Origin of the sequence: Aeromonas popoffii, assembly GCF_000820025.1 — a bacterium.
In the GTDB taxonomy this organism is placed as follows: domain Bacteria; phylum Pseudomonadota; class Gammaproteobacteria; order Enterobacterales; family Aeromonadaceae; genus Aeromonas; species Aeromonas popoffii.
The window spans coordinates 73,059-100,058 of sequence record NZ_CDBI01000091.1; the positions used below are offsets into that span (position 1 = coordinate 73,059).

Consider the following 27,000-nt stretch of genomic DNA (forward strand, 5'->3'; position numbering starts at 1 on the left):
CGGGGTCGCCTCTCTCATTTCATGGGGCCAACGGCATCAGCCCAGCTTGGCGCGGCCCTCCACTCCCTGCTCCGGGATGGCTATCACCACGGCAACTTTCTGGCGTACCCGCTGGGCGATGTCGTGGCTGTGGTTGCAGATGTTGCTTTGGTAGTGGCGCAGGCGCCAGATAGCAATGACGCGGCCCGGGGCCGCGTCATCTTCAAAGAGGGTTTGCTGTTTGGCATAGATCGCAGCTATTACTCTGCGTCGAAATCTTCGATCTCTTTACCCAGCGCTTCCATGATGGCGCGCACCTCAGCGGGAACGCTGTCCGGATGATCCTTGCGCAGATCGTCGTCGCAGGGCAGCGGTTGGCCGGTGAAGGCGTGCAGGAAGGCTTCACAGAGCAGCTCACTGTTGGTCGCATGGCGCAGGTTGTTCACCTGGCGACGGGTGCGCTCGTCGGTCAACACCTTCAACACCTTGAGCGGGATCGAGACGGTAATCTTCTTGACCTGTTCGCTCTTCTTACCGTGTTCCGCATAGGGGCTGACGTAGTCGCCGTTCCACTCTGTACCCATGTTCCACCTGTTCTCGTTTGGCCGTGAGCACGGATTTTAACCCTTAAGGAAATTAATGGCAATCCAACAGCAAAGCCATTTAGACGTCTAGAAGTGTTGACGGCTTTTTTATGCTGGCGTATGGTGGTTCACCATAGGCCAGCAATGGCAGGATAGCCGTGGCAGAGGCAGAGCGGCCATCGCCCAGAGACAGTTCAAGGAGAGAGTGACATGACCCACAAGGCCACCCAGGCGGTACGCACCGGGATTGAGACAGACACACAGCACGGTGCCGTGGTGCCGCCCATCTACCTCTCCAGCAACTACACCTTTGCCGACTTTGGCGAGCCCCGTCAATACGATTATGCCCGATCCGGCAACCCGACCCGCACCAATCTGGCGGACGCACTGGCGGCGCTGGAAGGGGGCGCCGGCGCCGTGGTGACCGGCACCGGCATGGGCGCCGTTCATCTGGTCACCACTGCCCTGCTCAAGGCGGGGGATCTGCTGATCGCCCCCCACGATTGCTACGGCGGTACCTGGCGTTTGTTTGAGTATCTGGCGGCCAAAGGCCACTACCGGGTGCAGTTCGTCGATCAGGGTGATGCAGCCGCGCTGGCCGAGGCGCTGGCGCAGAAGCCGGCGCTGGTGTGGGTGGAGACCCCCTCCAACCCCCTGCTGCGGGTAGTGGATATCGCCGCCATCGCCGCCGCCGCCCATGAAGTGGGTGCCCAGGTCGTGGTGGACAACACCTTCCTCTCGCCCCTGCTGCAACAGCCGCTGGCGCTGGGTGCGGATCTGGTGGTGCACTCCACCACCAAGTACATCAACGGCCACTCCGACGTGGTGGGGGGCGTGGCCATTGCCAAGGAGCAGACACTGGCCGAGTCGCTGGGGTGGTGGGCCAACTGTCTGGGGCTCACCTCCGGGGCGTTTGACTCCTACCTCACCCTGCGCGGTCTGCGCACCCTGGCCCCCAGATTGCGCGCCCATCAGGAGAACACGGATCGCATCCTTGCCTTCTTGCAGCAACAGCCTCTGGTCAAAAAAATCTATCACCCCAGCCTGCCGACCCATCCGGGCCACGATATTGCGCGCCGTCAACAGTCCGGTTTCGGCGCCATGCTAAGTTTTGAACTCGATTGCAGCGAGGCCGGATTGCGTACCTTCCTCGCAGCACTCACCCTCTTTTCGGTGGCCGAGTCCCTCGGCGGGGTGGAGAGTCTGGTGGCCCATCCAGCCAGCATGACCCACAGGGCCATGACCCCGGCGGCGCAGCAGGCAGCAGGCATCAGCGCCCAGCTGCTACGGCTGTCGGTTGGCATAGAACACGGTGAAGACCTGGTGGCCGATCTGGCTCAGGCTTTTGAACAGGTGCAGCAGGCAGAGCAGGTAGCGAAGTAATGGAACAGCAGCAAGGAGAGATCGCGGTGGTAACAGTAGCAGGATTGAAGCGGCGCCATGTGCACAAGTTTGGTGGCAGCAGTCTGGCGGATCCGGTCTGCTATCGCCGGGTCGCGGCGATAGTCGAGCAACAGGTCGGCGGGAACGAGCTGATCGTGGTCTCCGCCGCTGGCAAGACCACCAACCGGTTAATTCAGCTGGTGGAGCTGGCCGAGGTGGGGGATGAGGCCGCCGGTGAAGCCATCTCCGCCCTGCAAGCCTATCAGCAGAGCCTGATCGACGGCCTGCTGGAGGGGGAGCTGCAGCTCGATCTCAGCCAGCAGCTGGCCGACGACATGCAGCTGATCGCCAAGACCCTGGAGGGGCAGTTTGACCGCTTCGCCCGCAACGGCCTGCTCGCCTTTGGCGAGGTGTGGTCGGCGCGCCTCTTGGCGGCCCTGCTCACCAGCCGCGGCGACAAGGCCATCTGGCTCGATGCCCGCAGCTTCCTGCGCGCCGAGGACGGTGCCCTGGTCAAGGTGGATACCGCCCTTTCCAGCGAGCTGCTCAAGGCGCGGCTGGCCGAACATGCCGGTCGTATCGTGGTGACCGGTTTTATCGCCGCCGACATGGAGGGGCGTTCCCTGCTGCTCGGGCGCAATGGTTCAGACTACAGCGCCAGCCTCCTGGCCCTGCTGGCGGATGGTGAATCCACCACCATCTGGAGCGATGTGGCGGGGGTCTACAGCGCCGACCCGCGCCGGGTCAAAGAGGCGCGTCTGCTGGAGCGCCTCAGCCTGGCAGAAGCGAACGAGCTGGCTCGGCTTGGCTCCTCGGTATTGCACTCGCGCACCCTGCAACCGGTGGCTGACAGCCGCCAGCGCCTCACCCTGCGTTGCAGCTACAACCCGGACGAAGGCTGCACCCATATCCTGCGCCGTGCGCCGCGCTCCGGCGGTGCCCGCATCGTCTCCTCGGTGGATCAGATAGCCCTGATCGAGCTGAAAGTGCTGCCGCAGACCCACTTTGATCAGACAGTCGCGGTCATCGAGGCCCATCTGGCCCGTCATCGCCTCAATCCGCTCACCCTGCAACGCCAACCGGATCGGCGGGTGCTGCGTCTGGCCTACACCCTGGAAGTGGCGGAAGGGGCGTTCGAGATACTGCGCGACTTCCAGTTGCAGGGCAGCTTCACTGGCCTCATCCAGAAAGAGGGGTTCAGTCTGGTGGCTCTGGTGGGGGCCGGGGTAACCGATAACGCCGAGCAGTGTCACCGCTTCTATCAGCTGCTGGCGGATCAGCCACTGGAGTTTGTGCAGGTAGCCAGAGATGGCCTGAGTCTGGTGGCTGTAGTGCGCCAAGTGGTGCTGGAGCCACTGCTGATCGCCCTGCACAGCGCCCTGTTCAGCCGCCCGACCCGGGTTGGGCTGGTGGTGTTCGGCAAGGGGAATATCGGCGGCCACTGGCTGAGCCTCTATGGCCGCGAGAAGGCCCGACTCGAACATGAACTCAATCTGGCGCTGACTCTCTACGGGGTGTTCAGCTCGGAAGGGGGCTTGCTGGACGAAGAGGGGATGGATCCCCTCAAGGTGCAGGACAAGTTCAACCCCAAGCCGCTGATCTGGCCCGAGCTGCTGGCCCAGCTGGAGCAACACAGCTTCGATACCCTGATAGCCCTCGACATGACCGCCAGCGAGACGGTGAGTCGCTACTACCCGGATTTCGCCCAGCTCGGCATCCACATCATCGCCGCCAACAAGTTTGCCGGTGCCGCCGACAGCGAGTTTTACCAGCGCATCAAACAGACCTGCCGCGACCATCAGGTGCAGTGGCGCTATAACGCCACCGTGGGGGCCGGGCTGCCAATTCAGTCCAGCATCCAGATGCTGCGCCAGAGTGGCGACCGCATTCAGGGGGTCTCCGGCATCTTCTCCGGCACCCTCTCCTGGCTGTTCCAGCAATATGACGGCACGCGCCCCTTCTCCGAGCTGGTGGACGAGGCGTGGCAGCACGGCCTGACCGAGCCGGATCCCCGCGAAGATCTCTCCGGTCAGGATGTGAGGCGCAAGCTGCTCATTCTGGCGCGGGAAGCGGGCTTTGAGCTCGACTCCGCCGACATCGAGCTGGAAAATCTGGTGCCCGTCTCCCTGCGCAAGGCGAGCACGGATCAGTTCATGGACAGGCTCAAAGAGCTGGATGGCCCGATCCAGACCGCCTTCGAGGGAGCCAGGCGCCTGGGCAAGGTGCTGCGCTACGTGGCCCGCTTCGAGCACGACGGCAAGGCCAGGGTTGGACTGGAAGCGCTGGAGCCCCACCACCCGTTCGCCAACCTGCTGCCGTGCGATAACATCTTCGCCATCGAGAGCGACAGCTATCGCACCAACCCGCTGGTCATTCAAGGGCCGGGCGCAGGCCGGGAAGTGACGGCTGCCGCCATCCAGTACGACCTCTGGCAAATCTGCGCCAGCCTGTAAGAGCGGATAAGCAGTTCAACAACAGAGGCGCCAATGGCCAATGCCAGTCAGTTAAGCATTTTTTTGTGACTGAATATTCTAAATTTTGAATAACAGAAACGGTGCCATGGTTAACGCGTCAATTTGGCTGAAACCTTTGCCCTGACTGTCATCCAATAAAAAGAGGGAGGCATTATGCCTCCCTCACTCTCTGACCCTTATACCTAGCGGGTTGGTACTCAAACTCTCTTAACTGACTTGCATTAGAGCCACTGGCGCTTTTTTTTATTTCGGGTCAGCCAATTTGCAAGAGGATGCGCCTTTAATGCGGAGTGCCGGTAACAGCTGCTGAGGGGAAGTATGGCAGGCAAAGGCGTGGACTAAGCACAATACAGGAAATCACATGGCAGGCCACTGGCCGTTCAAGGTAATGCAATCCTGACGAAATTTTTCCCATGGTACAGGATCCTTGACCCCGTTCAGGTTCAACCCCATGTTGATCAACATGCTTTGAAAGATGCGCAACTGACGCAGAACATGGAATTCCGCTTGTTCCCGAGAAAGGTTGGCCACAAGCACTTGGGCAACCACGTCGTCAACGGCGTAACCGTACTTATGACGAAAATCATCTAGGGTGCTCTCGAATGTCGAATCTCTGAGCTTTTTGAGGGTGGCTGGTGGCATTGTGGAATAGGCTTGGGCTTTAGTAATCAGACCATCACAGATCATGATGGTGTCAGCGGTATTGGCACCTGCAGCGAAAGAGGCGAGGAGAGCCAGCAGATAGAGTGGGCGCATGGAGAGGGGTCATCCGTTGAAGATGAAGTTATTATGCTGCAATCAAGTACCTGTGAAAAGGGCGCCAATCTGGCGCCCTTTTCCTATTTGCATTGCTGCCAGCCATCAACCCGTGTTGCGCATACCTGCCGCAATACCGGCGATGGTAACCATCAGCGCCTGATCCAGCTCGGGGTGCAGGGTCTCCGGGTTCTTGCGCGAGCGACCCAGCAGCTCGACCTGCAGCACGTTGAGCGGATCCGTGTAGGGGTTGCGCAGCTTGATGGACTCCTTGATCCAGGGCTGGTCGTCGAGCAGATCGCCCTGCGGGCGCAGCTCCAGCACCACCTGAATGGAATCGGCAAGCTCCTGGCGCAGCTGTTTGCCCAGGCCCCACAGCTCCTTGGGTACCAGACGGGTGTCGTAGTACTCGGCGAGCCAGAGGTCGGCCTTGAGGAACACCATCTCCAGCATCTCGAGGCGAGTGCGGAAGAAGGGCCACTGGCGGCTCATCTCTTCCAGCACGCTCTTCTGACCGTCGGTGATGGCCTGTTGCAGCCCCTTGTGGGCACCGAGCCATGCCGGCAGCATCAGCCGGTTCTGGGTCCAGGCGAAGATCCAGGGGATGGCGCGCAGGCTCTCGACGCCGCCGTTGGGCTTGCGCTTGGCCGGGCGCGAGCCGAGCGGCAGCTTGCCGAGTTCCATCTCGGGGGTGGCGGCACGGAAGTAGGGCACGAAGTCCGGGTGGCCGCGAACTATGCTGCGGTAGTGATCGCAGGAGACGGTGGCCAGCTGCTCCATCACGGCGCGCCAGCACTCCTTGGGCTTGGGTGGCGGCAGCAGGTTCCCTTCCAGCACGGCGCTGGTGTAGAGGTTCAGGCTGTGGATGGCCACTTTCGGCAGGCCGAACTTGAAGCGGATCATCTCGCCCTGTTCGGTCACCCGCAGGCCACCGCGCAGGGATCCCGGCGGTTGTGAGAGGATCGCCTGATGGGCGGGGGCGCCGCCACGGCCGACGGTGCCGCCACGGCCATGGAACAGGGTGAGGCGCAGCTTGTTGGCCTCGGCCAGTGCCACCAGGGATTCCATGGCGGCGTACTGGGCCCAGCCAGCGGCCATCATGCCTGCATCCTTGGCGGAATCCGAGTAGCCGATCATCACGTACTGACGACCCTGGATGTAACCGCGATACCAGTCCACCGACAGCAGGCGTTCCATCACGGCGGTGCCCGCCATCAGGTCTTCCTGGGTCTCGAACAGGGGGGCGACCGGCATGCGGAACTTGCAGCCAGCCTCTTTGAGCAGCAGTTGCACCGCCAGCACGTCAGATGGTGCGCCGGCCATGGAGATGATGTAGATGCCGAACGCATCCGGGTCGTGTTGGGCGATCACCCGACAGGTGTCTATGGTCTCGCGGGTCTCGTCGCTCGGTTCCCAGTCGGTAGGGATCAGCGGGCGGCGGGAGTTCAGCTCGTTGAGCAGGAAGGCTTGCTTGTCGTCCTCGCTCCACTCGGCGTAGTCGCCCATACCGAGGTAACGGGTCAGCTCGGAGAAGACCTGACCATGGCGTTCACCATCCTGACGGATATCCAGCTTGACCAGATGGATGCCGAAGCAGGCCAGCTTGCGCAGCACGTCCAGCAGCATGCCGTCGGCGATGTTGCCCATGCCGCAGGCGTGCATTGAGTGGTAGCAGAGCTCCAGCGGCTCGCGCAGCTGGGCCGTGGTCTTGACCAGATCCCGGCTCTCGCTCACCTGACCCTGCACCTTGGCGGTGAGAAATTCCTGGGTTTCGCGCAGCTGTTCACGCAGCTCACGCACCAGCGCGCGGTAGGGCTCGGGGTGATCGCCCACCCGCTCGCGCACGGCGTCGGTGCAGTCTGACATGGAGAGCTCGGAGGTGAGCTCCTTGATGTCCTTGTAGAAGAGGCTCACTGCCATCCAGCGGCCCAGCTCCAGTACTTCTGCGGTCACCTTGGCGGTGACGAAGGGGTTGCCGTCACGGTCACCGCCCATCCAGGAGGTGAACTTGACCGGTGCGGCATCCAGCGGTAGCCGCACACCCAGGTGCTGTTGCAGACGCTCGTCCAGGTTGCGCATGAATTCGGGAATGGCCGGCCACAGGCTGTTTTCCACCACGGCGAAGCCCCACTTGGCTTCGTCCACCGGGGTCGGGCGCTGCTCGCGGATCTCGTTGGTGTGCCAGGCCTGGTTGACCAGCTGTTCGATGCGATTGAGGATCTTGTCCCGTTCGCGGGGCAGCAGGTCGGAGAGTTCCAGCGCCTCCAGGCAGTCGTTGAGCTGGACGTGCTTGTGGATCAGGGTGCGACGGGTCACCTCGGTCGGGTGAGCGGTCAGTACCAGATCGATATCCAGCTCGCGCACGGCCTGGATGATGGCCTCCTGCGTCAGGTTGGAGGCCTTGAGCTTGGCGAACATCTGCTCCAGCGGGTCCGGGGTGCAGACCTGCTCTTCGCAGCGACGGGAGATGGTGTGGAACTGTTCGGCCACGTTGGCCAGGTTGAGGAACTGGCTGAAGGCACGGGCTACCGGCAACAGCTCGTCATCGCTCAGGGTGCGCAGGGTATCGAGCAGACGTTCCCGGTCAGCCTCATTACCTTTGCGGGAGGATTTGGCCAACTGGCGAATGGTTTCGATCTTGTCGAGGAAGGCTTCTCCTTGATGATCCTTGATGGACTTGCCCAGCAGTTGACCCAGCATGCCTACGTTGGCGCGTAGCGCGGCGTACTTTTCGTTCATTCCACATCCTTATCTGGTTGGTGTCTCTCTCCATCCGAGGTGAGAGACAGCCTCACTTATTGTTGTGTGATTACAACATATGCTCCGTCATCTTAGGGCGACAATCTACCCAGATTATCTGCGCAAGGTCAAATAACAGGCCGATTCAGAACATGTATTTCCCTCACCTGTCCCGAGGCGGCATGTTATGTAACTTACTTACATTTCCGTCAACTCAGAGGCAAAACCGGCGGATCAGGTGTTGCAGCACCGCCGTGGTCGGCTTGACGAAGGAGAGATCCAGGTATTCGTCCGGTTGATGGGCCTGAGTGATATGGCCTGGGCCCAGCACTATGGTCTGGCATCCCAACTGCTGGATAAAGGGCGCCTCGGTGCAGTAGTTGACCGACTCGGCGGCGCGACCGCTCGCCTTCTCGGCCTCGCGCACCAGCTCTGAGTCATCCGCGCAGGCATAGGCGGGGATGGGTTCGTGCAGGTGTTGCAGGTGCAGGCAGCCCGGCTGGTGGATTTCGATGGGGGAGAGCGCCTCCTTCAGCATGCCCATCAGCTCGTCTGGCCCCACCTGCGGGGTGGGGCGCATATCTATGTGCAGTTCACAGCAGCCGCAGATGCGGTTCGGGCTGTCGCCACCCTGGATGTAACCGAGGTTCAGGGTCGGTTGCGGCACCGCGAATCGGTAGTCGGCATAGGTCTCTTCCAGATGCAGCTGCAGGCGCAGCACCCGACCCATGGCCTGATGCATGATCTCCAGCGCATTGACGCCGTTGGCGGGATCCGAGCTGTGACCGCTCTTGCCGGTAATGCGGATCGCCTCCGACATATGCCCCTTGTGGGCCACCACGGGCACCAGTCCGGTGGGTTCGCCGATCACCGCGTAGTCGGGTTTGATCTCGGCTGCGGCGGCGATGGCGCGTGCCCCCGCCATGGTGGTCTCTTCGTCGGCGGTGGCCAGGATGCGCAGCGGCTTGCTCAGCTTGGTGAGATCGATTTCTTTGAGCGCTTCCACTATGAAGGCGAAGAAGCCCTTCATGTCGATGGTGCCGAGGCCATACAGGCGGTTGCCCTCTTCGGTCACCTTGAAGGGATCTTTGCTCCAGGCGCCCTCGTCGAACGGGACAGTATCGGTATGGCCAGCCAGTAGCAGGCCGCCCTCGCCCTGGCCGATCGTCGCCACCAGGTTGAACTTGCCGGGCAGGTCCGGCAGCGCCGTCACTTCACACTGAAAGCCGAGCTGGCCGAACCAGTCGGCCAGCAGCCTGATCACCGCCTCGTTGCTCTGATCCCAGCGGGGATCCGTGCTGCTAATAGAGGGAATCGCAATAATATTCTTATAAAGTGCAAAAAAATCCAGATTGGCCATCAGCTCCTCCTTGCGTCCCCGGAACGTTTCTGTTAGAAAATACAAATGCAAAGTGAGTGCATGAATATTCTGTGAGTTTGCCTGAATTCGTGGCTCATCAACAAGGCTTCTAGTTGTAAGGGAAAGTTAATGTTCTGTCACCTGATCTATAACCGACGACACAACCCCGCCTGAATTGCCCCTCCGCACTCGTTGCATTGAAGGGGCGGTTCCTCACCCCTTGCACTGTCTGCAGCGCCATGCTGTGAATTTCGAACCCTGACTTGGAATACTCAATAATGCTTAACACCGTTATCGTCGGTGCCAGTGGCTACGCGGGAGCCGAACTGGCCGCACTGGTCCAGAACCATCCACAACTCAAGCTGTTCGGCCTCTACGTGTCGGCCGGCAGCCAGGATGCGCACAAGCCTTTCTCTTCTCTCCATCCCCAGTGGGTCGGTGCGCTGGATCTGCCGCTGCTGCCGCTGGACGAGGATGGCATGACCCGGATCCTGACCCAGGCCGATCTGGTGCTGCTGGCCACCGCCCACGAGGTGAGCGCCACGCTTGCGCCCCAGTTTCTCGCCAAGGGTCTGCCGGTGTTCGATCTCTCCGGTGCTTTCAGGGTCAAGGATCAAGGCTTCTACGACAGCTTCTATGGCTTCACCCACGACAGCGAGCAGTGGCTGGATCAGGCCGCCTACGGTCTGGCGGAATGGAACAGCGATGCCATTGTCGCCGCCCAACTGATCGCCGTGCCGGGTTGTTACCCGACCGCCTCCCTGTGTGCCCTCAAGCCGCTGCAGCAGGCTGGCCTCATCGCCAAGGGGTGGCAGCCGATCATCAACGCCGTGTCCGGGGTCTCCGGCGCCGGTCGCAAGGCGGCCATCAACACCAGTTTCTGCGAAGTGAGCCTCAACCCCTACGGCACCTTCAACCACAGACATCAGCCGGAGATCAGCCACCACCTTGGCTGCGAGGTGCTGTTCCAGCCTCACCTTGGCAACTATGTGCGCGGCATCCTGGCCACCATCTATGTGCAGCTGGCGGATGGCGTGACGCCGACTCAGGTTGAGCAGGCCTACCTCAAGGCCTACGAAGGCAAGCCGCTGGTGCGCCTCACCGGCCAGATGCCCTCCATCCGTGGTGTGGCAAGCACCCCTTACTGCGATATTGCCTGGCAACAGCAGGGCAACATGCTGGTGGTGGTCTCTGCCATCGACAATCTGCTCAAGGGTGCCGCCTCCCAGGCTGTGCAGTGCATAAATATCAAATTCGGATTTGAACCGGCCACCGGCCTGATTTAAGGACTTAAGGAAGGATTGCAACGATGGACAAACAGACGCTGGTTATCAAGCTGGGTGGCGCCCTCATCGAGAACGACGAGGCGCTGACCGCCCTGTTCGCCACCCTCAAAACGTTTCTGGATGAGCAACACAGACCCCTGGTGCTGGTGCACGGTGGCGGCTGTCTGGTGGATGACCTGCTCAAGGGCTTGGGTCTCTGCTCCACCAAGAAGAACGGCTTGCGGGTGACCCCGTTCGAGCAGATCCCCTTCATCGCCGGCGCCCTGGCGGGGACCGCCAACAAGCAGATGATGGCCAAGGCCATCGCCACCGGTATTCCGGCCGTGGGGCTCTGTCTGGCCGACGGCGGCTTGTGTCAGGTAACCCAGCTCGACCCGGATCTCGGCGCTGTGGGCGACTGCAAACCGGGTAACCCGGCGCTGGTGACCGGCATCCTGGGGCAGGGTTTCCTGCCGGTGGTGAGCTCCATCGGCATCACGGCCGACGGCCAGCTGATGAACGTCAACGCGGATCAGGCGGCCACGGCGATTGCCGAGGCGCTCGGCGCCGATCTGGTGATGCTGTCGGACGTGAGCGGCATTCTGGATGGCAAGGGCAAGCTGGTGCCGCAGCTGAACAAGGCGACGGCACTGGATTTGATGGAGAAAGGGGTGATCAGCGACGGCATGGCGGTCAAGGTGAAAGCTGCGTTGCACGCGGCTGAGACCCTCGGTAAGCCGGTTTGTGTCGCCAGCTGGCGCTACCCGGATCAACTGCTCAAGCTGCTGGCAGGCGGTGCCGTCGGCACCCAGGTCACCCTCTAACCCGGTCGTAACAAGGAACATCCGATGCAACATCTTCTGAAAGACAGCGATCTGAACAAAGCCCAGATCGAGGCGCTGATTGCGCTCGGCAAAGCGGTCAAGGCCGATCCGAAAAAGTACAGCCAGGCACTGGCAGGCAAGAGCGTGGTCACCCTGTTCGAGAAGCCCTCCCTGCGCACCCGGGTCACCTTTGACATCGGTATCGCCCGGCTCGGTGGCCACAGCGTCTATCTGGATCAACAAAACGGCGCGCTGGGCAAACGGGAGTCGGTGAAGGATTTCGCCGCCAACCTGTCACGCTGGTGTGATGCCATCGTCGCGCGGGTGTTCGACCACCAGACGCTTGTTGGATTAGCGGAGCACGGCACTGTCCCTGTGGTGAACAGCCTGTGCAACCTCTACCACCCCTGCCAGGGGCTGGCCGACTTTATGACCATTGCCGAGCACTACGACGATCTGTCGAAGGTGAAGCTTGCCTACCTCGGTGATGGCAACAACGTCAGCCACTCTCTGCTGCTGCTGGGGGCGACCCTGGGCACAGACGTGACCCTGATCTGCCCCAAGGGCCACGGCCCGGATACCCAGATCTTCCTGCAGGCGCAGGCACTGGCGGCCAAGTCGGGGGCGACCATCCACATCAGTGATGACGTGGCAGATATTGAAGGGTTCGACGTGGCCTACACGGATACCTGGGTCTCCATGGGCGACAACACCCCGATGGAGCAGGTCACCGAGCTCTTTATGCCTTACCAGATCAACCAGGCCCTGCTCGACCGCACCGGCATTCAGCATGTGCTGCACTGCCAACCGGCGCACCGGGAGCTGGAGATCACCTCGCAGGTGATGGATGGCTCGGCCTCCCTCATCATGGACGAGGCTGAAAACCGGATGCATATCCAGAACGCCGTGTTGCTGACCCTGCTTGGCAACAAATAGCGGAATCAGTAACGCGGCACTCAACCTGAATCACGACACCTTTATCGAATCATCATGGAGAGAAGTAAAATGAGCGGAATCAACAAGATCGTACTGGCTTACTCGGGCGGACTGGATACCTCGGCCATCATTCCCTGGCTCAAAGAGCACTACGATGCCGAAATCATCGCCTTCGTCGCCGACGTGGGTCAGGAGCGTGACGATCTGGAAGGGATCGAGCAGAAAGCCATCGCTTCCGGTGCGGTCAAATGTATCGTCAAGGATCTGCGGGAAGAGTTCGTCAAGGAGTACGTCTACCCGACCCTGAAAACCGGTGCCGTCTATGAAGGCACCTACCTGCTGGGCACCTCCATGGCCCGCCCGATCATTGCCAAGGCGATGGTGGAAGCGGCCCTGGCAGAAGGGGCTGACGCCATCTCCCACGGCTGTACCGGCAAGGGCAACGATCAGGTGCGTTTCGAAGGTGCCGTGGCAGCCCTGGCGCCCCAGCTGAAAGTGATTGCCCCGTGGCGGATCTGGGACATGCGCTCCCGGGAAGATCTGCTGGCCTATCTGGAGACCCGCAACATCCCCTGCAAGGCGACCCTGAAGAAGATCTACAGCCGCGATGCGAACGCCTGGCACATCTCCACCGAGGGTGGTGAGCTGGAGAGCACCTGGAACGAGCCGTCCGAAGCCGTCTGGCAGTGGACCGTGCCGGCCGAGCAGGCACCGAACGAGCCGGAGTACGTCAAGCTGACCGTGGCGCAGGGTGAAGTGGTTGCCGTTGATGACCAGCCGCTCAGCCCGCACCAGATCCTGATGACCCTGAACGAGCGTGCTGGCAAGCACGGCGTGGGCCGTATCGACATCACCGAAAACCGCATGGTGGGCATGAAGTCCCGCGGCTGCTACGAGACCCCGGGTGGCACCGTCATGGTGGCGGCACTGCGCGCCGTGGAAGAGCTGGTACTGGACAGACCGACCCGCGCCTGGCGCGAGAAGCTGGGTGCCGAGTTCTCTCACCTGGTCTATGACGGTCGCTGGTTCACTCCGCTGTGCAAGGCCATCGTCGCCTCTGCCAACGCCATCGCCGAGGATCTCGACGGTGAAGTGGTGCTGAAGATGTACAAGGGTCAGGTTACCGCGGTGCAGAAGAAGTCACCGAACAGCCTCTACTCCGAAGATTTCGCCACCTTCGGTGCCGACGAGGTGTATGACCAGAGCCATGCCGAAGGGTTTATCCGTCTCTTTACCCTGGCCAGCCGGATCCGCGCCATGAAGGAGCAGCATCAGGCCATCGGTGGTGATCACACCCACGGTTGATTGGCGACATTAACCCGTAGCATAGGTGGGGGGCTGAGCCCTCCACCTAATACCAATACTCGGTGATTCAGGCCTCTCCCAACGTGGGCAGGCCTTGATTTTTTCACCTGAACCAACAAGGACATTAGGGCATTTATGGAATTTTTTTGGGCACAGTTAGCTGTCGTGCTGGTATGTATCGCCATTGGTGGAAAATTCGGCGGTATTGGTTTGGGTGCCGCAGGGGGGCTGGGGTTATTTATCCTATCCTTCATATTTCATTTGGCACCAGACTCTCCCTCTGTCAGCGTCATCCTCATAATCATCTCCGTTATTACCTGTACCGCGATTTTACAAGCCGCAGGGGGGTTAGATCTGCTGGTGGGATTGGCAGAAAAAATATTACGGGCCAGACCCAATTCCATCACGTTTCTCGGGCCATTAATTTGTTATATTTTCACCCTGTTGTGCGGCACCTCCTATATTGCTTTCTCGGTTTATCCGGTCATTTCTGAAATAGCAACAGATGCAAGAGTGCGTCCCGAAAGAGCCATGTCCATGTCGGTGATTGCCGCCAATATGGCACTGGTCGCAAGTCCAATTAGCGCCGTAGTCGTGGGGATGCTGGCAAAAGCTGCCTCATTGAATATCTCGCTCCTGGATATTTTATCTATTACGATTCCCGGAACCCTGCTGGGTTGTTTGGTTGGCTGCCTGTTCGTCTATAAAAAAGGCGCCGAACTCGCTGATGATGAGGAGTTTATCCGTCGCCAGAAAAGTGGTGAATTCGACCAGCAAAAGGTGTCCGCAAAGCAAGTCGACAACCCGGTGCAAGCCAAGCTAGGCCTTGCCATTTTCGCGATTGGGGTATTGCTTACCGTCATTCTGAGCTCTTTTGAGGGACTGCGGCCTGTTTTTGATAATCAAACCATGACAGTTGCCACCACCTTGCAGATCGTGATGCTGACAACAGCCTGCCTCATTATGCTTCTTTGCCGGATTTCACCTGATGCACTTCATGAAGGCTCAACCTTTAAATCAGGGTTGGTCGGCGTAGTGGGTATTTTTGGTTTGTCGTGGATGACCGGCACCTTGTTTGGGCATTACAACGATGTGTTCATCGTCAATTTTTCGAGTGTTCTCAATGAATATCCGATGCTGTTTGGTCTGATTCTATTCTCGCTATCCATATTAATATATAGCCCAGCGGCAACCATTATTGCCTTAATGCCACTGGGGGTTTCAATGGGATTGCCCGCATATACCCTGATTGCATTGTTACCCGCTGCCTGTGCCGTATTTATTATCCCGGGTGGCGCTCAAATTGCTTGCGTGGCATTTGACAGGACGGGTTCCACCAGATTGGGTGGATATGTTGTAAACCACAGTTTCTTAATGCCAGGCATGGTATCATTGGTCATGTCGGTCATATTTTGCATGATAATAGCGAACACACTATTTTGATTATCTGGGTATGACAAATTAGTGCAGTACAAGATTATTTCACGCTCGGGGGCCAAGCTGCCGCCGACAACGCATTCAAGGAGAGCAGTATGGCACTTTGGGGTGGACGCTTCAGTCAGGGAGCCGATAGCCGGTTCAAGCAGTTCAACGATTCGCTGCGGTTCGATTACCGGTTGGCGGAGCAGGATATTCAGGGCTCCATGGCCTGGGCCAAGGCGCTGGTGAAAGTGGGCGTTTTGACCGCCGATGAGCAGGGCAAACTGCAACAGGCGATGGAGGTACTGCTCGCCTCGGTGCAGCAGGATCCGCAGCAGATCCTCAATTCGGACGCCGAAGATATCCACTCCTGGGTCGAGAGTGCGCTTATCGCTGCCGTCGGCGATCTCGGCAAAAAGCTGCACACCGGCCGCTCGCGCAACGATCAGGTCGCCACCGACCTCAAACTCTGGTGCAAGGCGCAGGGCGAGCTGCTGCTCGGCTCCATCAGTGCCCTGCAATCCGGGCTGGTCGCCTCTGCTCGTGCCAATCAGGCCGCTGTGCTGCCGGGTTACACCCACCTGCAGCGCGCCCAGCCGGTCACCTTCGCCCATTGGGCGCTGGCCTATGTGGAGATGCTGGAGCGGGACTACTCCCGTCTGCAAGATGCCCTCAAGCGGCTCGACACCAGCCCGCTTGGCTGCGGCGCGCTGGCGGGCACTGCCTATGCCATCGACCGCGAAGCCTTGGCACTCGACATGGGCTTTAGTGGCGCCACCCGCAACAGCCTGGATTCAGTGTCGGACAGGGATCACGTGGTGGAGCTGATGCACGTGGCGTCGCTCTCCATGACTCACCTGTCGCGCTTTGCCGAAGATCTCATCTTCTACAACACAGGCGAAGCGGGTTTTGTCGAACTCTCCGATGCGGTCACCTCAGGCTCCTCCCTGATGCCGCAGAAGAAGAACCCCGATGCGCTTGAGCTGATCCGTGGCAAGACAGGCCGGGTGGTGGGCGCCCAGATGGGCATGTTGATGAGCCTCAAGGCACTGCCGCTGGCCTACAACAAGGACATGCAGGAAGACAAGGAAGGGCTGTTCGATGCCCTCGACACCTGGCACGACTGCCTCGACATGGCGGCGCTGGTGCTGATCGACTTGAAGGTAAATGGCGAGCGCACCATGGCGGCGGCACAGGGCGGTTATGCCAACGCGACTGAGCTGGCGGATTATCTGGTGGCCAAAGGGATACCCTTCCGCGAGGCGCACCATATCGTCGGCGAGGTTGTGGTTTATGCCATTGGCGCGAAGAAGCCGCTGGAAGATCTCTCTTTGCCTGAGTTCCAGCGCTTTAGCCCGGTGATTGGGGCAGACGTCTACCCCAATCTGGAGCTGGAAGCGACCTTGGCCAAACGGGTCGCCAAAGGCGGCGTCGCCCGCGAGCTGGTGGATGCAGCACTGACTGCCGCCGAACAGTGGCTGGCAAAACGGGCGGGTTAAGCCAATCGGCTTGTTATCCAAAGTAGAAAGCAAAACGGCAACCCGAGGTTGCCGTTTTTTATATACCCTCGCGCACGGAGTGGCCCCTAACAAGGGCATTCAGCCCCTGCACATAGGACGGGTCTGATGCACTGCATTTGTGAGCAGGCGTTGCAATAAGAGTTCGGCCTCATCGGCCTCATGGCTGGCGCTGAGCAGCACGACACCCAAGGTGCCAGGTGACGGCAACACGCTACCTAGGGTAGCGAGGCTGGCCGGCATGCCGATGGCCGAGCGCACTGTGATCCCGAGCCCTGCCTGCAAGGCTGCCCAGATCCCGCCCAGGCTCTGGCTGGTGAAGGCGATGCGCCACGGGATACCTGCGTCGTCCAGAGCCTTGATGGCCCGTGAACGCATCAGGCAGGGGGCATCGAAGAGCACCAGGGGCAAGGGCTCTCCGCGTGCCAGCAGGGGCGCCGGATCCCAGTTCGGGTGAGCAATCCATTGGAGTGATGCTATGTCGATTAGAGCGGTGTCCATCCTCTCTTCAGTGGGCTGCCAAGCTAGTACAATGTCGAGGGTTCCCTCCCTGACCCCTTTCATCAGCGGTGCATTGCGGTCGATGCGCGTCGTCATGCGCAGCGCGGGATGCTGACGACAGAAGGGGCCCAGCACAGCAGGCAATAGGGATTCACCAAAGTCTTCCTGAACTCCCAGCCGGATCTCCCCTTGCAGCAGCTCCCCTTTCAGAGCGAGTACAGCTTCGTCATTTAGATCCAGCAGCCGTTTGGCATAGCCCAGCAGTCTTTCTCCACTGGCCGTAGGGACTAAGTGGCGACCCTTCTTCAGGACCAGTTCTGTTCCACATTGCTGTTCGAGTTTCTTCAACTGTGCACTGACCGCCGAGGTAGAGCGGCACAGCCGCTGTGCTGCCAGCGCAAAGCTGCCGCACTCCAGCCCCAATACGTAGCTGCGCAGGGCATCGAGATCCAGGCTTTGGGGAAGAGGTGACATAATAATCCTCATAATCAGGACTATCACTCCTGAATATTTCGATTTTATAAATAGTATCAGTGAGCGAAAGTTGCGTCACCAACCAAGGAGACTGCAATGGTACACCCTGCACTTAACCCTGATGACCTCGCGCTGATAGCGCCGAAACTATCCCAGTTAGCAAAAGAAGTGCTATTTGGCGATATCTGGCAAAGACCGGCTCTGTCTGCACGCGAGCGTAGCCTGATCACCCTGGCCATACTGGCGTCGCTGGGCCGGGTGCAACAGCTGCCGTGGCACATAGCGTTTGCCCAGCAAAACGGCCTGACACGGGAGCAGCTTGAGGAGCTGTTCACCCATCTCGCTTTCTACGCCGGATTGCCAGCAGCGGTTACCGCCGTGAGCTACCTGCCTGCCCAAGGGGATGCTGCATAATGATCGCAATGCATTACAGATTTACCCTGCCTGCTAACTACGACATGGCTCTGATCGAAGAGAGGATAGCTTCGAATGGAGCAAAACTAGACGGCTTTCCCGGATTAATATTCAAGGCATACCTCTATAGCCGGCAGGATAACGATGAGTCACATAAACGGGAAAATCGTTATGCCCCTTTTTATGTCTGGGAAACTCTAGAGGCTATGCATAGTTTTTTGAATAGCGAAGGATTTTCCGCATTGATAAATCACTTCGGTCGGCCACACATCGAAACATGGTATGTAGTGTCATCTCCTTCATTGGAGGCGGTGCATAACGCAACCATAGCTGTATTGCAGCGTAAAAACATGGTGGCTCCATGCAAACCAGCAGACATTACAACCCCACAAACGCTCAGTGGATGGGATGTATCTCGGTGGCAATGGTTAGACATCTATTTCCTACAATCCCCCCCATCAACGCTGACAACAGAATCTGATGTTTATCAGATTGGATATGTAGCCAGAGGAAAGATATTAAGCACAAATAAATGAAGGCATCTGTGATACCACCAGTCTGTAACTTCTAGACACAGTCCAGATAAATGTATTGTCTGTTAATTCACTATCACCAAGTTACAACGGCAACCCCGGTTGCCGTTTTTTTATTGCTCACCACCGGTCAGACACTGGCATTGAGCAGCTTGCCCACTCCTTCCCCCTTGCCATTGGGCAGGGTCTGTTTAAAGGCGCCGAGCAGCTGATCCAGATTGAGATCGCTGGCACCAAGGGTGCCCTTGAGGGTATTAAGCTCGCTCTGCAGGGCGTCGAGACGGGTGCTCTGGGTGCCGTTAGCCAGCTGACTGCGGGCCGTGTTTATGGCCTCGGGCAGGGACTGGCCATTGTTCTCCTGCCCCAGGGTTTGCAGCAGCTCGCTCATGAAGTGATTGATGGCCGAGCGGTTCTGCTCGCTGTCGGCATCCTTGACCCCCAGCCGCTGGAACAGGCTCTGGACTGTGGGCGGCAGGCGTTCTTCCTGTACCGGCTCAGGTGCGGGCTGGGCTTGGGCGTTGCTGCTCAGCAGATAGCTGCCCAGCTTGAGGGCGATCGAGGCGATGGGAAGCAGGGTGCTGATCATGGTGTCACTCTCCGGTACGGCTGGTGACAGTGATAGAGCAGGGATTGGGCCAGTTTGGTTAAGAATGCGGCAGTCGTGGGCAGGTCGCTGATCCTGCTTCGAATTTAGTTTTTGGGGCGAGACGGGGGAGGGGGAAGGAGTGCGGGAGAAGCGGCAAACCCTTGCAGCGCCAGGCTGGCCGGTTTGCCGCCGTGGCTGCCAGCTCACAGATTCTTGAACGGGCGGCGCTTCTCCTCTTCGATGACGATGGCTTCCAGATTGGCAATCCGTTCCTGCAGCTCCTTGATGAGCACATCTTGTTTGCCGAGGCGATCCGTGATGCGGATATCCCCCAGCTGATAGCGGGCGCGCTTGCTGAGATAACCAAACAGCATGCTGATAAAGACGATCAGGACTATGCCTGTCCACATGGTCATGGGTGACTCCTTGTCGATAAACACGCGAGAAAACCTGCTTTGCAGGCCCTTTGTTGTCTCATACGCCGGGATGGGCCGCAATGCCCGCGCTGGTAGGAAGTATGAGCCTTCAGCTCAGGACAGTGCCGATGCACAAACCGCCTCACTCTTTTGATTGTCTGGCCGCTCGTAGTGCTGGCGCTCCTTAAATCCCTTGCCAGAGTGGTCGGCCGAGCCAGAGTCCCCACAGGGTGAGGTGCAGCAGCACGATAAACCAGAACACCAGCCGGTAGCTGCCCTTCTGGGTCTTGTGGCGCAGCCAGTGACGGGCCACCAGGGCCCCGGGCCAGCCGCCGCACAGCTCAAGCAGGTGGAGGCGGGATTCGGGAATGCGCCAGCCACCGCGAATGGCTTGCCGCTTGTCGTGGGCATAGGCCAGCGCCGTCAGCAGGCTCATGGTGGTGACGATGGCCAGCGGCCACCAGTTGGCGTCAGCAAGACCAAGCCAGGCCGTCCCGAGCAGGGGGAGCAGGGCAAGCCAGATCACAGTGCCAGCTCCTTGTTACGGTGGGCATCCGGGGTCAGGGTGCGGATCACCTTGGCGGGGTTGCCCACCGCTACCGAGTCTGCCGGTATGTCGCGGGTGACCACGGCACCGGCGCCTATGATGGATCGCGGTCCTATGGTGACGCCGGGGCAGATGATGGCGCCACCACCGATCCAGCAGTCGTCGCCTATGTGAACCGGCTTGCTGTAAGCGGCCCAGTTGCGCCGCTCCAGATACTCCGTACTGTGGGTGGCGGTGTAGATCTGCACGTTGGGGGCCAGCAGCACATGGCTGCCGATATGCACCTCGCCCACGTCGAGTATGGTGATGTTGAAGTTGAAGAAGGTCTTCTCGCCGATATGGATGTTGCGGCCAAACTCGCAGGTGAAGGGGGTGCTGATCCAGCAGGAGTCGGGGCAGTGGCCGAACAGTTCACGGCAGATCTGCTGGCGCAGGGGCTGATCCCCGGCCGGGGAGGCATTGAGTTGTGCCAGCAGCGCCTGGCCGCGGATCCGGTCGTTCGCTATCTCCTCGCTCTGGCTATCCAGGGCGCCGCCCGCCAGTACCTTGTCCCAATCGCTTGCCATGCCTACCTCCGAAAGATGCAAGAGGCGCCATTATACGCGAGCACTCCGGCGGCGTCAGGCTGTCACTTACAGCAACATCAGGCTCCCGGCCAGATGAGCGGCAGGATCAGCAGGGCAGAGATGAAGTAGGGCAGCAGCACCCTCAGCCCCAGCCTGCGCCCGCCGATCCCGAGCGCCAGCAGCCCCTTCACCAGCGAGTTGACCAGCCCGGCGAGCAGGATGCCGCGGGCAGCCACCTCCAGCGCCAGCTCCTTGTGGGAGAGCTGGGAGAGCGACAATGTGATGGCGTCCACGTCCGTGATCCCTGATACCAGCGCGAGCAGATAGACCCCGGAGTTGCCCACCTTGCTCTGTAGCAGGGTGGCCATGAAGCCGATCAGCGCCAGCAGCAGGCCGAACTTGATGGCGGTGGCGAGATCGAGCGGGTTGCTGGTTTGGGGCTGCACCGGGCTATCGGTCAGCTCCTCGCGCTGGCGCCAGAACCAGAAGGCGAAGCCGTAGACGGTCGCCGCCAGCAGCAGCAAAGGCGCCGCCAGGCGCATCGCCAGCTCGCTGTGAATGAGCAACACCAGCACCAGCAGCCGCAGCCACATGGTGGCTCCCGCCAGCAGGATGCCGGTGGCTAGCAGCCGCTCCAGCCCGCCCTGTTCCCTGTTGAGGCGGGCAAACTGCAGGGTGAGGGCGGTGGAAGAGGCGAGCCCGGCCAGTATGCTGGTGAGCACCAGTCCCGACCGGGTGCCGAGCAGACGTACCGCGAAGTGTCCCGAAAACGAGATGCCAGCGATCACCACCACCATCAGCCAGATTTTGAAGGGGTTGAAGGCATTGAGGGGGCCCATCTCCTCGTTGGGCAGCACAGGTAGCAGCACCAGGGAGATGAGCAGAAAGCGCAGGGTCGCGTGGAATTCGGTCTCGCTCAGAAACAGCATCCCCTGCTGGATCTTGCCCTTGAGCCCCATCAAGAGGGCCGCCAGCACGGCGCAGGCCACCGCCTCGCTCGGGCTCAGCAGCACAGACATCAGGCCAAGCAGGTAGGTGAGCAGCATGGCGACCGAACTGGTGAGGCCGAACTCCCCCTGCCAGCGCTGTGCCAGCCAGACCGAGAGGCCGCAGCCCGTCACCACCGCCAGCAGGCCGAGCAGCGGCAGCCAGGGGCCCAGCGTCGGTAGCAGCAGGGCGCAGACACCGCCGAGCAGACCGATGAGGCCGTAGGTCCGCATCCCGGCGATGCGCTGGTTGTCTCCCAGCTGGCGCACCTGCCAGCCGCGTTCCAGCCCTATGATGAGGCCGATGGCCAGCGACACCATGGCCCCATTGATGGGGTCTGCATTGATCCACATAACGACTTCCTTTTCGCTGTGTCATGGCCTGGATCCCATGATGGCACAGCCAGCCGGGGGGCAGGGAGTCATGGCTCACAGAGTGTGCGAGCGGCGCCGGTCGGCGGGTTGATATGAGCAAAAGAGATAAGCAAAGCGTTATTTCTTGGTTCTCGGCATAACAAGCCCACGGCATGCTGCATTCAACCCAACGATATGGAGTATCACCATGACACTGCGAATGACCGCCCTCACCCTGTTTTCTCTGCTGGCCCTCGGCCAGGCCAACGCCGCCGAGATCCGCCTGCTTAACGTCTCCTACGATCCGACGCGCGAGCTGTTTCAGGAGTACAACGGCGCCTTCGCCAGGGAGTGGAAAGCCAAGACGGGTGACGACGTCGTGGTGAGTCAGTCTCACGGTGGTTCAGGCAAGCAGGCCCGCGCTGTGGTGGACGGGCTGGAAGCAGATCTGGTGTCGCTGGCGCTGGCCTATGACATCAACGCCGTCGCCAGGCAGGGTTTGATCGCCGCCGACTGGCAGAGCCGGCTGGCCAACAACGCATCTCCCTATACCTCCACCATCGTCTTTCTGGTGCGCAAGGACAATCCCAAGCAGATCAAGGATTGGGGCGACCTGGTGCGCAAGGACATCGCCATCGTGACGCCGAACCCCAAGACCTCCGGCGGGGCGCGCTGGAACTATCTGGCGGCCTGGGGCTATGCCCTGAAGCAGAGCGGCAGTGAGGAGGGAGCCAAACAGTTCGTCGGCGATCTCTACAAGAATGTGAAAGTGCTGGATTCCGGGGCCCGTGGTGCCACCACCAGCTTCATCGAACGCGGCCTCGGCGATGTGCTGCTGGCGTGGGAAAACGAAGCCCTGCTGGTGCTGGGTCAGCCCGGCAACCGCGACAAGTTCGAGCTGGTCGTGCCGTCGGTCTCCATCCTGGCGGAGCCGCCGGTGGCCGTGGTGGACAAGGTGGCCAAGAAACATGGCACCGAAGCGGTTGCCAAGGCGTACCTCGAGTACCTCTACTCCGACGAGGGGCAGCGCATCATCGCCAAATATCACTACCGCCCCAGCAATCCGGCGATCCTGAAGGAGACTGCGGCCCAGTTCCCGCAACTGACTCTGTTTACCGTCAAGGATCTGGAAGGGGATTGGGACAAGGCCCAGAAGAAACACTTCGCTCAGGGTGGTCTGTTTGACCAGATTTACCAGCCGGGTCGTTGATAGCCGCCATATCCATCACTGAACTGGCCCCTGTGCCAGCTGATAGGAGTACCAAGATGAACAAGATCCTCCTGGTTCCCGGTCTGCACAACAGTGGGCCGGATCATTGGCAGAGCCGCTGGCATCAATATTTCCCTCACTGGCAGCGTATGACTGGCCTGCCGTGGGACAAGCCGGATCTGACGGTCTGGAGCGCCAAGCTGGCGAGCAAGCTGCGCAGTCGGCGCGGCCGGGCCCATCTGGTGGCTCACTCCTTCGGTGCGCTGGCGGCCATCATGGCGGCGCGTCAGCAGCCCGACAAGGTGGCCTCGCTGTTTATCGTGGCGCCGGCCGACCCGGCCCACTTTGGCATAGTGGATGAGGCGCTGGCGGGTTCGCTCAAGGTATCGGCCCAGCTGATCGCCAGTCGCAACGATCCCTGGATGAGCTTCGAGCGGGCCGAATACTGGAGCCGCCAGTGGCAGGTGCCGCTGTTCGATGCCGGCGAAGTGGGCCATATCAATGCCCAGTCCGGCCATGGAGAGTGGAAGCAGGGGCTCAATCTGCTCGGCACTCTCTATCGGCGGGCCGAGATGGTGGTCGAACCGGCGCCGGCCATGTGGGGGCCGCGCGCAGCTCTCAGTTTCCGTTGATGTTCTCGCGGATCCAGTTCAATACGCTGACAAGGAGAGAGATAGCGCCAGACACCATAACAGTTGATGTGTGATGGCTTGATACATTGCACGACGCGCCATTTTTTAGGTCTTTTATTTATATAAAAGACCTTTTTTTCATTTTATGGCTCTAAAAGCCTGATCCGCCGTTGTTAGATAAAAAAGTGCTTAGCAAAGGCATTATTGGTGTTTGTTGCCCCAAACAGGAATGCGCAGAATCGCGATATCGAATGTTTTTCATAACAAACGGAAGCGTTATGCGATTTGGTTCTTACTCCGTCCTGCCGGGCTTTGGCCCAACCCTCGGCTTCAGCCTGCTCTACCTGGGCGTGCTGGTGCTGCTGCCGATCTCCGCGCTGGTGCTGTTCGCGGTGAACAATCTCACCCTCGCCGAGTTCTGGCAGGTGATAGGTTCTCCGCGGGTGCTCGCCTCCTTTCGCCTGAGTTTCGGGGCCGCTTTTATCGCGGCGCTGCTCAACAGCCTGTTCGGCCTGATCCTGGCCTGGGTGCTGGTGCGTTACACCTTCCCCGGTCGCCGGCTGGTGGATGCGCTGATCGATCTGCCGTTCGCCATGCCCACCGCCGTCTCCGGTATTGCCCTGTGCGCCATCTTCGCCCCTAACGGCTGGATCGGACAGTGGGTTGCCCCGTTTGGGATAGAGCTCGCCTACAACCCTATCGGGGTGGTGATTGCGCTCACGTTCATCGGTCTGCCCTTCGTGGTGCGCACCCTGCAGCCCGTGCTGCGGGAAGCAGAGACAGAGCAGGAGGAGGCTGCCGCCAGCCTGGGTGCTGACCGCTGGCAGACCTTCCAGCGCGTGCTGTGGCCTACCCTGGTACCTGCGTTGATCACCGGTTTTGCGCTGGCATTTGCCCGTGGGGTGGGGGAGTACGGCTCCGTCATCTTTATCGCTGGCAACCTGCCCATGGTTTCCGAAATCGCGCCGCTGATGATCATGAGTCATCTGGAGGAGTACGACTATGCCGGTGCCTCCGCCATCGCGGTGGTCATGCTGCTCATCTCTTTCATCCTGTTATTGCTGATCAACAAGTTGCAGGCCTGGAGCTGGGCGCGCATAGGAGGGAGCCGGATATGAGTTCATCTGCCATCACCATTGAGGTTGCCCCTGTGGAGGCGACGTCCGGCCGCAAGGCACCGACCGTGATCCGTGAACCCCAGTGGGTCAAGTGGTTGCTCATCACGGTCGGCCTCGGCTGGTTTGCCGCCCTGCTGCTGCTGCCGCTGGCCACCGTCTTCATTCAGGCGCTAAGACCTGGGCTGGCCTTCTTCTGGCACGCCATCAGCGAGCCGGATGCCCTGAGTGCGCTCGGGCTGACCGCCCTGGTGACGCTTTGCGCGGTTCCCCTCAACCTGCTGTTCGGGCTCGCGGCGGCCTGGGCCATAGCGCGCTTCCGCTTTCCTGGCCGGCAGCTGCTCATCACCATCATAGATCTGCCGTTCTCTGTCTCGCCTGTGATTGCAGGGCTGATGTTCGTGCTGATGTTTGGCAGCCGCGGCTGGTTTGGCGACTGGCTGAGCGAGCACGACATCAAGGTGATCTTCGCCACCCCTGGCATCATTTTGGCGACCACCTTCATTACCGTGCCCTTCGTGGTCCGCGAGCTGCTGCCCCAGATGGAGGCGCGCGGCCCGGAAGAAGAAGAAGCCGCCATCATGCTGGGGGCGAGCGGTTTGCAGATGTTCTGGCGGGTCACCCTGCCCGGCATCCGCTGGAGCCTGATGTATGGCCTGCTGCTCTGTACTGCCCGGGCGGTGGGGGAGTTTGGTGCCGTCTCTGTGGTCTCAGGCCATATTCGTGGCCAGACCAATACCCTGCCGCTGCACATCGAGATCCTCTACAACGAGTACCAGACAGGCGCCGCCTTCGCGGTGGCCAGCCTGTTGGCCCTGTTCGGGATCTTCACCCTGCTGGGAGAGACACTGCTGGCCCGGCTGCGTGGGCAGCCCACCAAGTCCCATTGATGTTATTGCGACACGGGTCTGGCTGCACGGTCAGCCCGACCCGGATACCCCATTGATATGGATTGGGGAGTGATGGCGAGCATGGCCAGCTGAGCGGGCTGGCCAGCTCAGAGACGCCATCCACCCCGATTTAACGGTTTAGAGAGGCAGCCATGAGCATTCAGGTTCAACAACTCAACAAGCATTTCAATCAGTACGCGGCCCTGGCCGATATCAACCTCGACTTTCATGATGGCGAGCTGGTGGCCCTGCTCGGCCCTTCCGGCTGCGGCAAGACCACCTTGCTGCGGATCATCGCCGGGCTGGAGCAGGCCGACAGCGGCAGCGTCATCATTCGCGGGGAAGATGCCTCGGATCTCCATGTGCGCGATCGCAACGTCGGCTTCGTGTTCCAGCACTATGCCCTGTTTCGCCACATGACGGTGTTCGAGAACGTGGCGTTCGGCCTGCGGGTCAAGTCGCGCAGCGAGCGTCCGGCCGAGGCGGCGATCCGCATCCGGGTCAAGGAGCTGCTGGATCTGGTGCAGCTCAGCCACGTGGCCGAGCGCTATCCGACCCAGCTTTCCGGTGGCCAGCGCCAGCGGGTCGCCCTGGCCCGCGCCCTGGCGGTGCAGCCCAAGGTGTTGCTGCTGGACGAACCTTTCGGCGCCCTCGATGCCCAGGTGCGCAAGGAGCTGCGCCGCTGGCTGCGCGAATTACACGACGAGTTGCACGTCACCAGCCTGTTCGTGACCCACGATCAGGAGGAGGCGCTGGAGGTGGCGGATCGGGTGGTGCTGATGAACGCCGGCCGGGTCGAGCAGATTGGCACCCCGGCCGAGGTCTATGACCAGCCCGCCAGCTCCTTCGTCCACAGCTTTCTCGGCAGTGTGAATCAGTTTCGCGGCCGGGTGGCTGAGCAGGGCCTGGGTATTGGCGAGCAGTGGCTGGGCGGCCCCATCAGCGCTCATCATCTTGCTCAGGGCAGTGCGGCTATCGCCTATGTACGCCCCCACGAGCTGGAGATACTGCCGGCGGATGCGCCCGGCGGGATCAGCGCCACCATCACCCGTCTGTTACCCATGGGGCCGCGCATCCGGGTGGAACTGCGTGGTAATGGGGATACAAACGGTGCACACTTCGAGGCCGAACTGAGCAAGGAGGAGGCCAAAGCCTTCACATCGGGTCAGGGGGTACGACTGGTCGCCAAACAGGCTCAGCTCTATCCGGACTACCAGATCTGACGGTCATCGACG

At 60.4% G+C, this 27,000-nt stretch carries 25 protein-coding genes; 15 read left to right on the top strand and 10 right to left on the bottom strand.

Annotated features, from left to right (window positions below; all coding sequences use genetic code 11):
- Window positions 1–239: 239 nt before the first annotated feature.
- A complete protein-coding gene (metJ, locus tag BN1129_RS19210; RefSeq protein WP_005315809.1) occupies window positions 240–563 on the bottom strand; it encodes a met regulon transcriptional regulator MetJ in 324 nt (107 codons plus the stop codon).
- Between the two features lie 210 nt (window positions 564–773).
- Between metJ and metB the strand changes: the two genes are divergently transcribed.
- Window positions 774–1,946: a cystathionine gamma-synthase gene (gene metB / locus BN1129_RS19215; RefSeq protein ID WP_042038710.1), complete on the top strand. Its 1,173-nt coding sequence runs from the start codon at window positions 774–776 to the stop codon at window positions 1,944–1,946.
- Window positions 1,946–4,399: a bifunctional aspartate kinase/homoserine dehydrogenase II gene (locus BN1129_RS19220; protein ID WP_042038711.1), complete on the top strand. Its 2,454-nt coding sequence runs from the start codon at window positions 1,946–1,948 to the stop codon at window positions 4,397–4,399. Before metB ends, BN1129_RS19220 begins: the two co-directional genes overlap by 1 nt.
- Window positions 4,400–4,777: 378 nt before the next feature.
- Here BN1129_RS19220 and BN1129_RS19225 read toward each other — a convergent pair whose 3' ends face one another.
- The 3 genes from BN1129_RS19225 to argE all read right to left on the bottom strand — a co-directional run bounded on the left by BN1129_RS19225 (window position 4,778) and on the right by argE (window position 9,275).
- Entirely contained in the window at window positions 4,778–5,176 is a 399-nt protein-coding gene (locus BN1129_RS19225) for a hypothetical protein (RefSeq protein ID WP_042038712.1), read from the bottom strand.
- 105 nt (window positions 5,177–5,281) lie between these two features.
- Window positions 5,282–7,915, bottom strand: coding sequence for a phosphoenolpyruvate carboxylase (gene ppc, locus BN1129_RS19230; RefSeq protein WP_042038713.1), 2,634 nt, complete (start codon window positions 7,913–7,915; stop codon window positions 5,282–5,284).
- A 214-nt stretch (window positions 7,916–8,129) separates the two neighbouring features.
- A complete protein-coding gene (gene argE, locus BN1129_RS19235) occupies window positions 8,130–9,275 on the bottom strand; it encodes an acetylornithine deacetylase (protein ID WP_042038715.1) in 1,146 nt (381 codons plus the stop codon).
- Between the two features lie 278 nt (window positions 9,276–9,553).
- Here argE and argC point away from each other — a divergent pair, with 278 nt between their 5' ends.
- From argC to argH, 6 genes are all read left to right on the top strand, one after another.
- The gene (gene argC / locus BN1129_RS19240; RefSeq protein WP_042038717.1) at window positions 9,554–10,561 is read left to right on the top strand and encodes an N-acetyl-gamma-glutamyl-phosphate reductase; all 1,008 of its coding nucleotides are present in this window, start codon (window positions 9,554–9,556) and stop codon (window positions 10,559–10,561) included.
- Window positions 10,562–10,584: 23 nt separating this feature from the next.
- Window positions 10,585–11,364, top strand: coding sequence for an acetylglutamate kinase (gene argB / locus BN1129_RS19245; RefSeq protein WP_042038718.1), 780 nt, complete (start codon window positions 10,585–10,587; stop codon window positions 11,362–11,364).
- Window positions 11,365–11,388: 24 nt separating this feature from the next.
- Entirely contained in the window at window positions 11,389–12,300 is a 912-nt protein-coding gene (locus tag BN1129_RS19250; protein WP_042038719.1) for an ornithine carbamoyltransferase, read from the top strand.
- Window positions 12,301–12,369: 69 nt separating this feature from the next.
- Window positions 12,370–13,605, top strand: coding sequence for an argininosuccinate synthase (locus BN1129_RS19255; protein WP_042038721.1), 1,236 nt, complete (start codon window positions 12,370–12,372; stop codon window positions 13,603–13,605).
- A 135-nt stretch (window positions 13,606–13,740) separates the two neighbouring features.
- Window positions 13,741–15,048 (top strand): anaerobic C4-dicarboxylate transporter family protein, encoded by a 1,308-nt coding sequence (locus BN1129_RS19260; protein WP_042038723.1) that lies wholly within the window; start codon window positions 13,741–13,743, stop codon window positions 15,046–15,048.
- 89 nt (window positions 15,049–15,137) lie between these two features.
- Complete coding sequence (gene argH, locus BN1129_RS19265; protein WP_042038724.1) at window positions 15,138–16,523, top strand: argininosuccinate lyase; 1,386 nt, start codon at window positions 15,138–15,140, stop codon at window positions 16,521–16,523.
- Between the two features lie 99 nt (window positions 16,524–16,622).
- Here argH and BN1129_RS19270 read toward each other — a convergent pair whose 3' ends face one another.
- Complete coding sequence (locus tag BN1129_RS19270; protein ID WP_042038923.1) at window positions 16,623–17,516, bottom strand: LysR substrate-binding domain-containing protein; 894 nt, start codon at window positions 17,514–17,516, stop codon at window positions 16,623–16,625.
- A 96-nt stretch (window positions 17,517–17,612) separates the two neighbouring features.
- On the opposite strand from BN1129_RS19270, the gene BN1129_RS19275 reads away from it, so the two are divergent.
- Both BN1129_RS19275 and BN1129_RS22825 read left to right on the top strand, forming a co-directional pair.
- Window positions 17,613–17,930, top strand: coding sequence for a carboxymuconolactone decarboxylase family protein (locus BN1129_RS19275; protein ID WP_042038725.1), 318 nt, complete (start codon window positions 17,613–17,615; stop codon window positions 17,928–17,930).
- The gene (locus tag BN1129_RS22825; RefSeq protein ID WP_084204702.1) at window positions 17,930–18,466 is read left to right on the top strand and encodes a DUF4865 family protein; all 537 of its coding nucleotides are present in this window, start codon (window positions 17,930–17,932) and stop codon (window positions 18,464–18,466) included. The genes BN1129_RS19275 and BN1129_RS22825 overlap by 1 nt, the downstream gene beginning before the upstream one ends.
- A gap of 127 nt (window positions 18,467–18,593) precedes the next feature.
- Here BN1129_RS22825 and BN1129_RS19280 read toward each other — a convergent pair whose 3' ends face one another.
- From BN1129_RS19280 to BN1129_RS19300, 5 genes are all read right to left on the bottom strand, one after another.
- The gene (locus BN1129_RS19280; protein ID WP_042038726.1) at window positions 18,594–19,049 is read right to left on the bottom strand and encodes a hypothetical protein; all 456 of its coding nucleotides are present in this window, start codon (window positions 19,047–19,049) and stop codon (window positions 18,594–18,596) included.
- Between the two features lie 203 nt (window positions 19,050–19,252).
- Window positions 19,253–19,465: a hypothetical protein gene (locus tag BN1129_RS19285; protein ID WP_042038728.1), complete on the bottom strand. Its 213-nt coding sequence runs from the start codon at window positions 19,463–19,465 to the stop codon at window positions 19,253–19,255.
- A gap of 184 nt (window positions 19,466–19,649) precedes the next feature.
- Window positions 19,650–19,991 (bottom strand): DUF1294 domain-containing protein, encoded by a 342-nt coding sequence (locus tag BN1129_RS19290; RefSeq protein ID WP_042038729.1) that lies wholly within the window; start codon window positions 19,989–19,991, stop codon window positions 19,650–19,652.
- Window positions 19,988–20,578: a sugar O-acetyltransferase gene (locus tag BN1129_RS19295; RefSeq protein WP_042038730.1), complete on the bottom strand. Its 591-nt coding sequence runs from the start codon at window positions 20,576–20,578 to the stop codon at window positions 19,988–19,990. The genes BN1129_RS19290 and BN1129_RS19295 overlap by 4 nt, the downstream gene beginning before the upstream one ends.
- Window positions 20,579–20,655: 77 nt before the next feature.
- Window positions 20,656–21,918 carry an MgtC/SapB family protein gene (locus BN1129_RS19300; RefSeq protein WP_042038732.1) on the bottom strand — a complete coding sequence of 421 codons (1,263 nt, stop codon included), beginning with the start codon at window positions 21,916–21,918 and terminating at the stop codon, window positions 20,656–20,658.
- A gap of 208 nt (window positions 21,919–22,126) precedes the next feature.
- On the opposite strand from BN1129_RS19300, the gene BN1129_RS19305 reads away from it, so the two are divergent.
- The 5 genes from BN1129_RS19305 to BN1129_RS19325 all read left to right on the top strand — a co-directional run bounded on the left by BN1129_RS19305 (window position 22,127) and on the right by BN1129_RS19325 (window position 26,988).
- Window positions 22,127–23,128 (top strand): sulfate ABC transporter substrate-binding protein, encoded by a 1,002-nt coding sequence (locus BN1129_RS19305; protein WP_042038733.1) that lies wholly within the window; start codon window positions 22,127–22,129, stop codon window positions 23,126–23,128.
- Window positions 23,129–23,184: 56 nt separating this feature from the next.
- Window positions 23,185–23,760 (top strand): RBBP9/YdeN family alpha/beta hydrolase, encoded by a 576-nt coding sequence (locus BN1129_RS19310; RefSeq protein ID WP_042038735.1) that lies wholly within the window; start codon window positions 23,185–23,187, stop codon window positions 23,758–23,760.
- A 278-nt stretch (window positions 23,761–24,038) separates the two neighbouring features.
- Entirely contained in the window at window positions 24,039–24,878 is an 840-nt protein-coding gene (gene cysT / locus BN1129_RS19315) for a sulfate ABC transporter permease subunit CysT (protein ID WP_181364798.1), read from the top strand.
- Window positions 24,875–25,765 carry a sulfate ABC transporter permease subunit CysW gene (gene cysW / locus BN1129_RS19320; protein ID WP_042038737.1) on the top strand — a complete coding sequence of 297 codons (891 nt, stop codon included), beginning with the start codon at window positions 24,875–24,877 and terminating at the stop codon, window positions 25,763–25,765. Before cysT ends, cysW begins: the two co-directional genes overlap by 4 nt.
- Window positions 25,766–25,917: 152 nt before the next feature.
- The gene (locus BN1129_RS19325; protein WP_042038739.1) at window positions 25,918–26,988 is read left to right on the top strand and encodes a sulfate/molybdate ABC transporter ATP-binding protein; all 1,071 of its coding nucleotides are present in this window, start codon (window positions 25,918–25,920) and stop codon (window positions 26,986–26,988) included.
- Window positions 26,989–27,000: the final 12 nt, after the last annotated feature.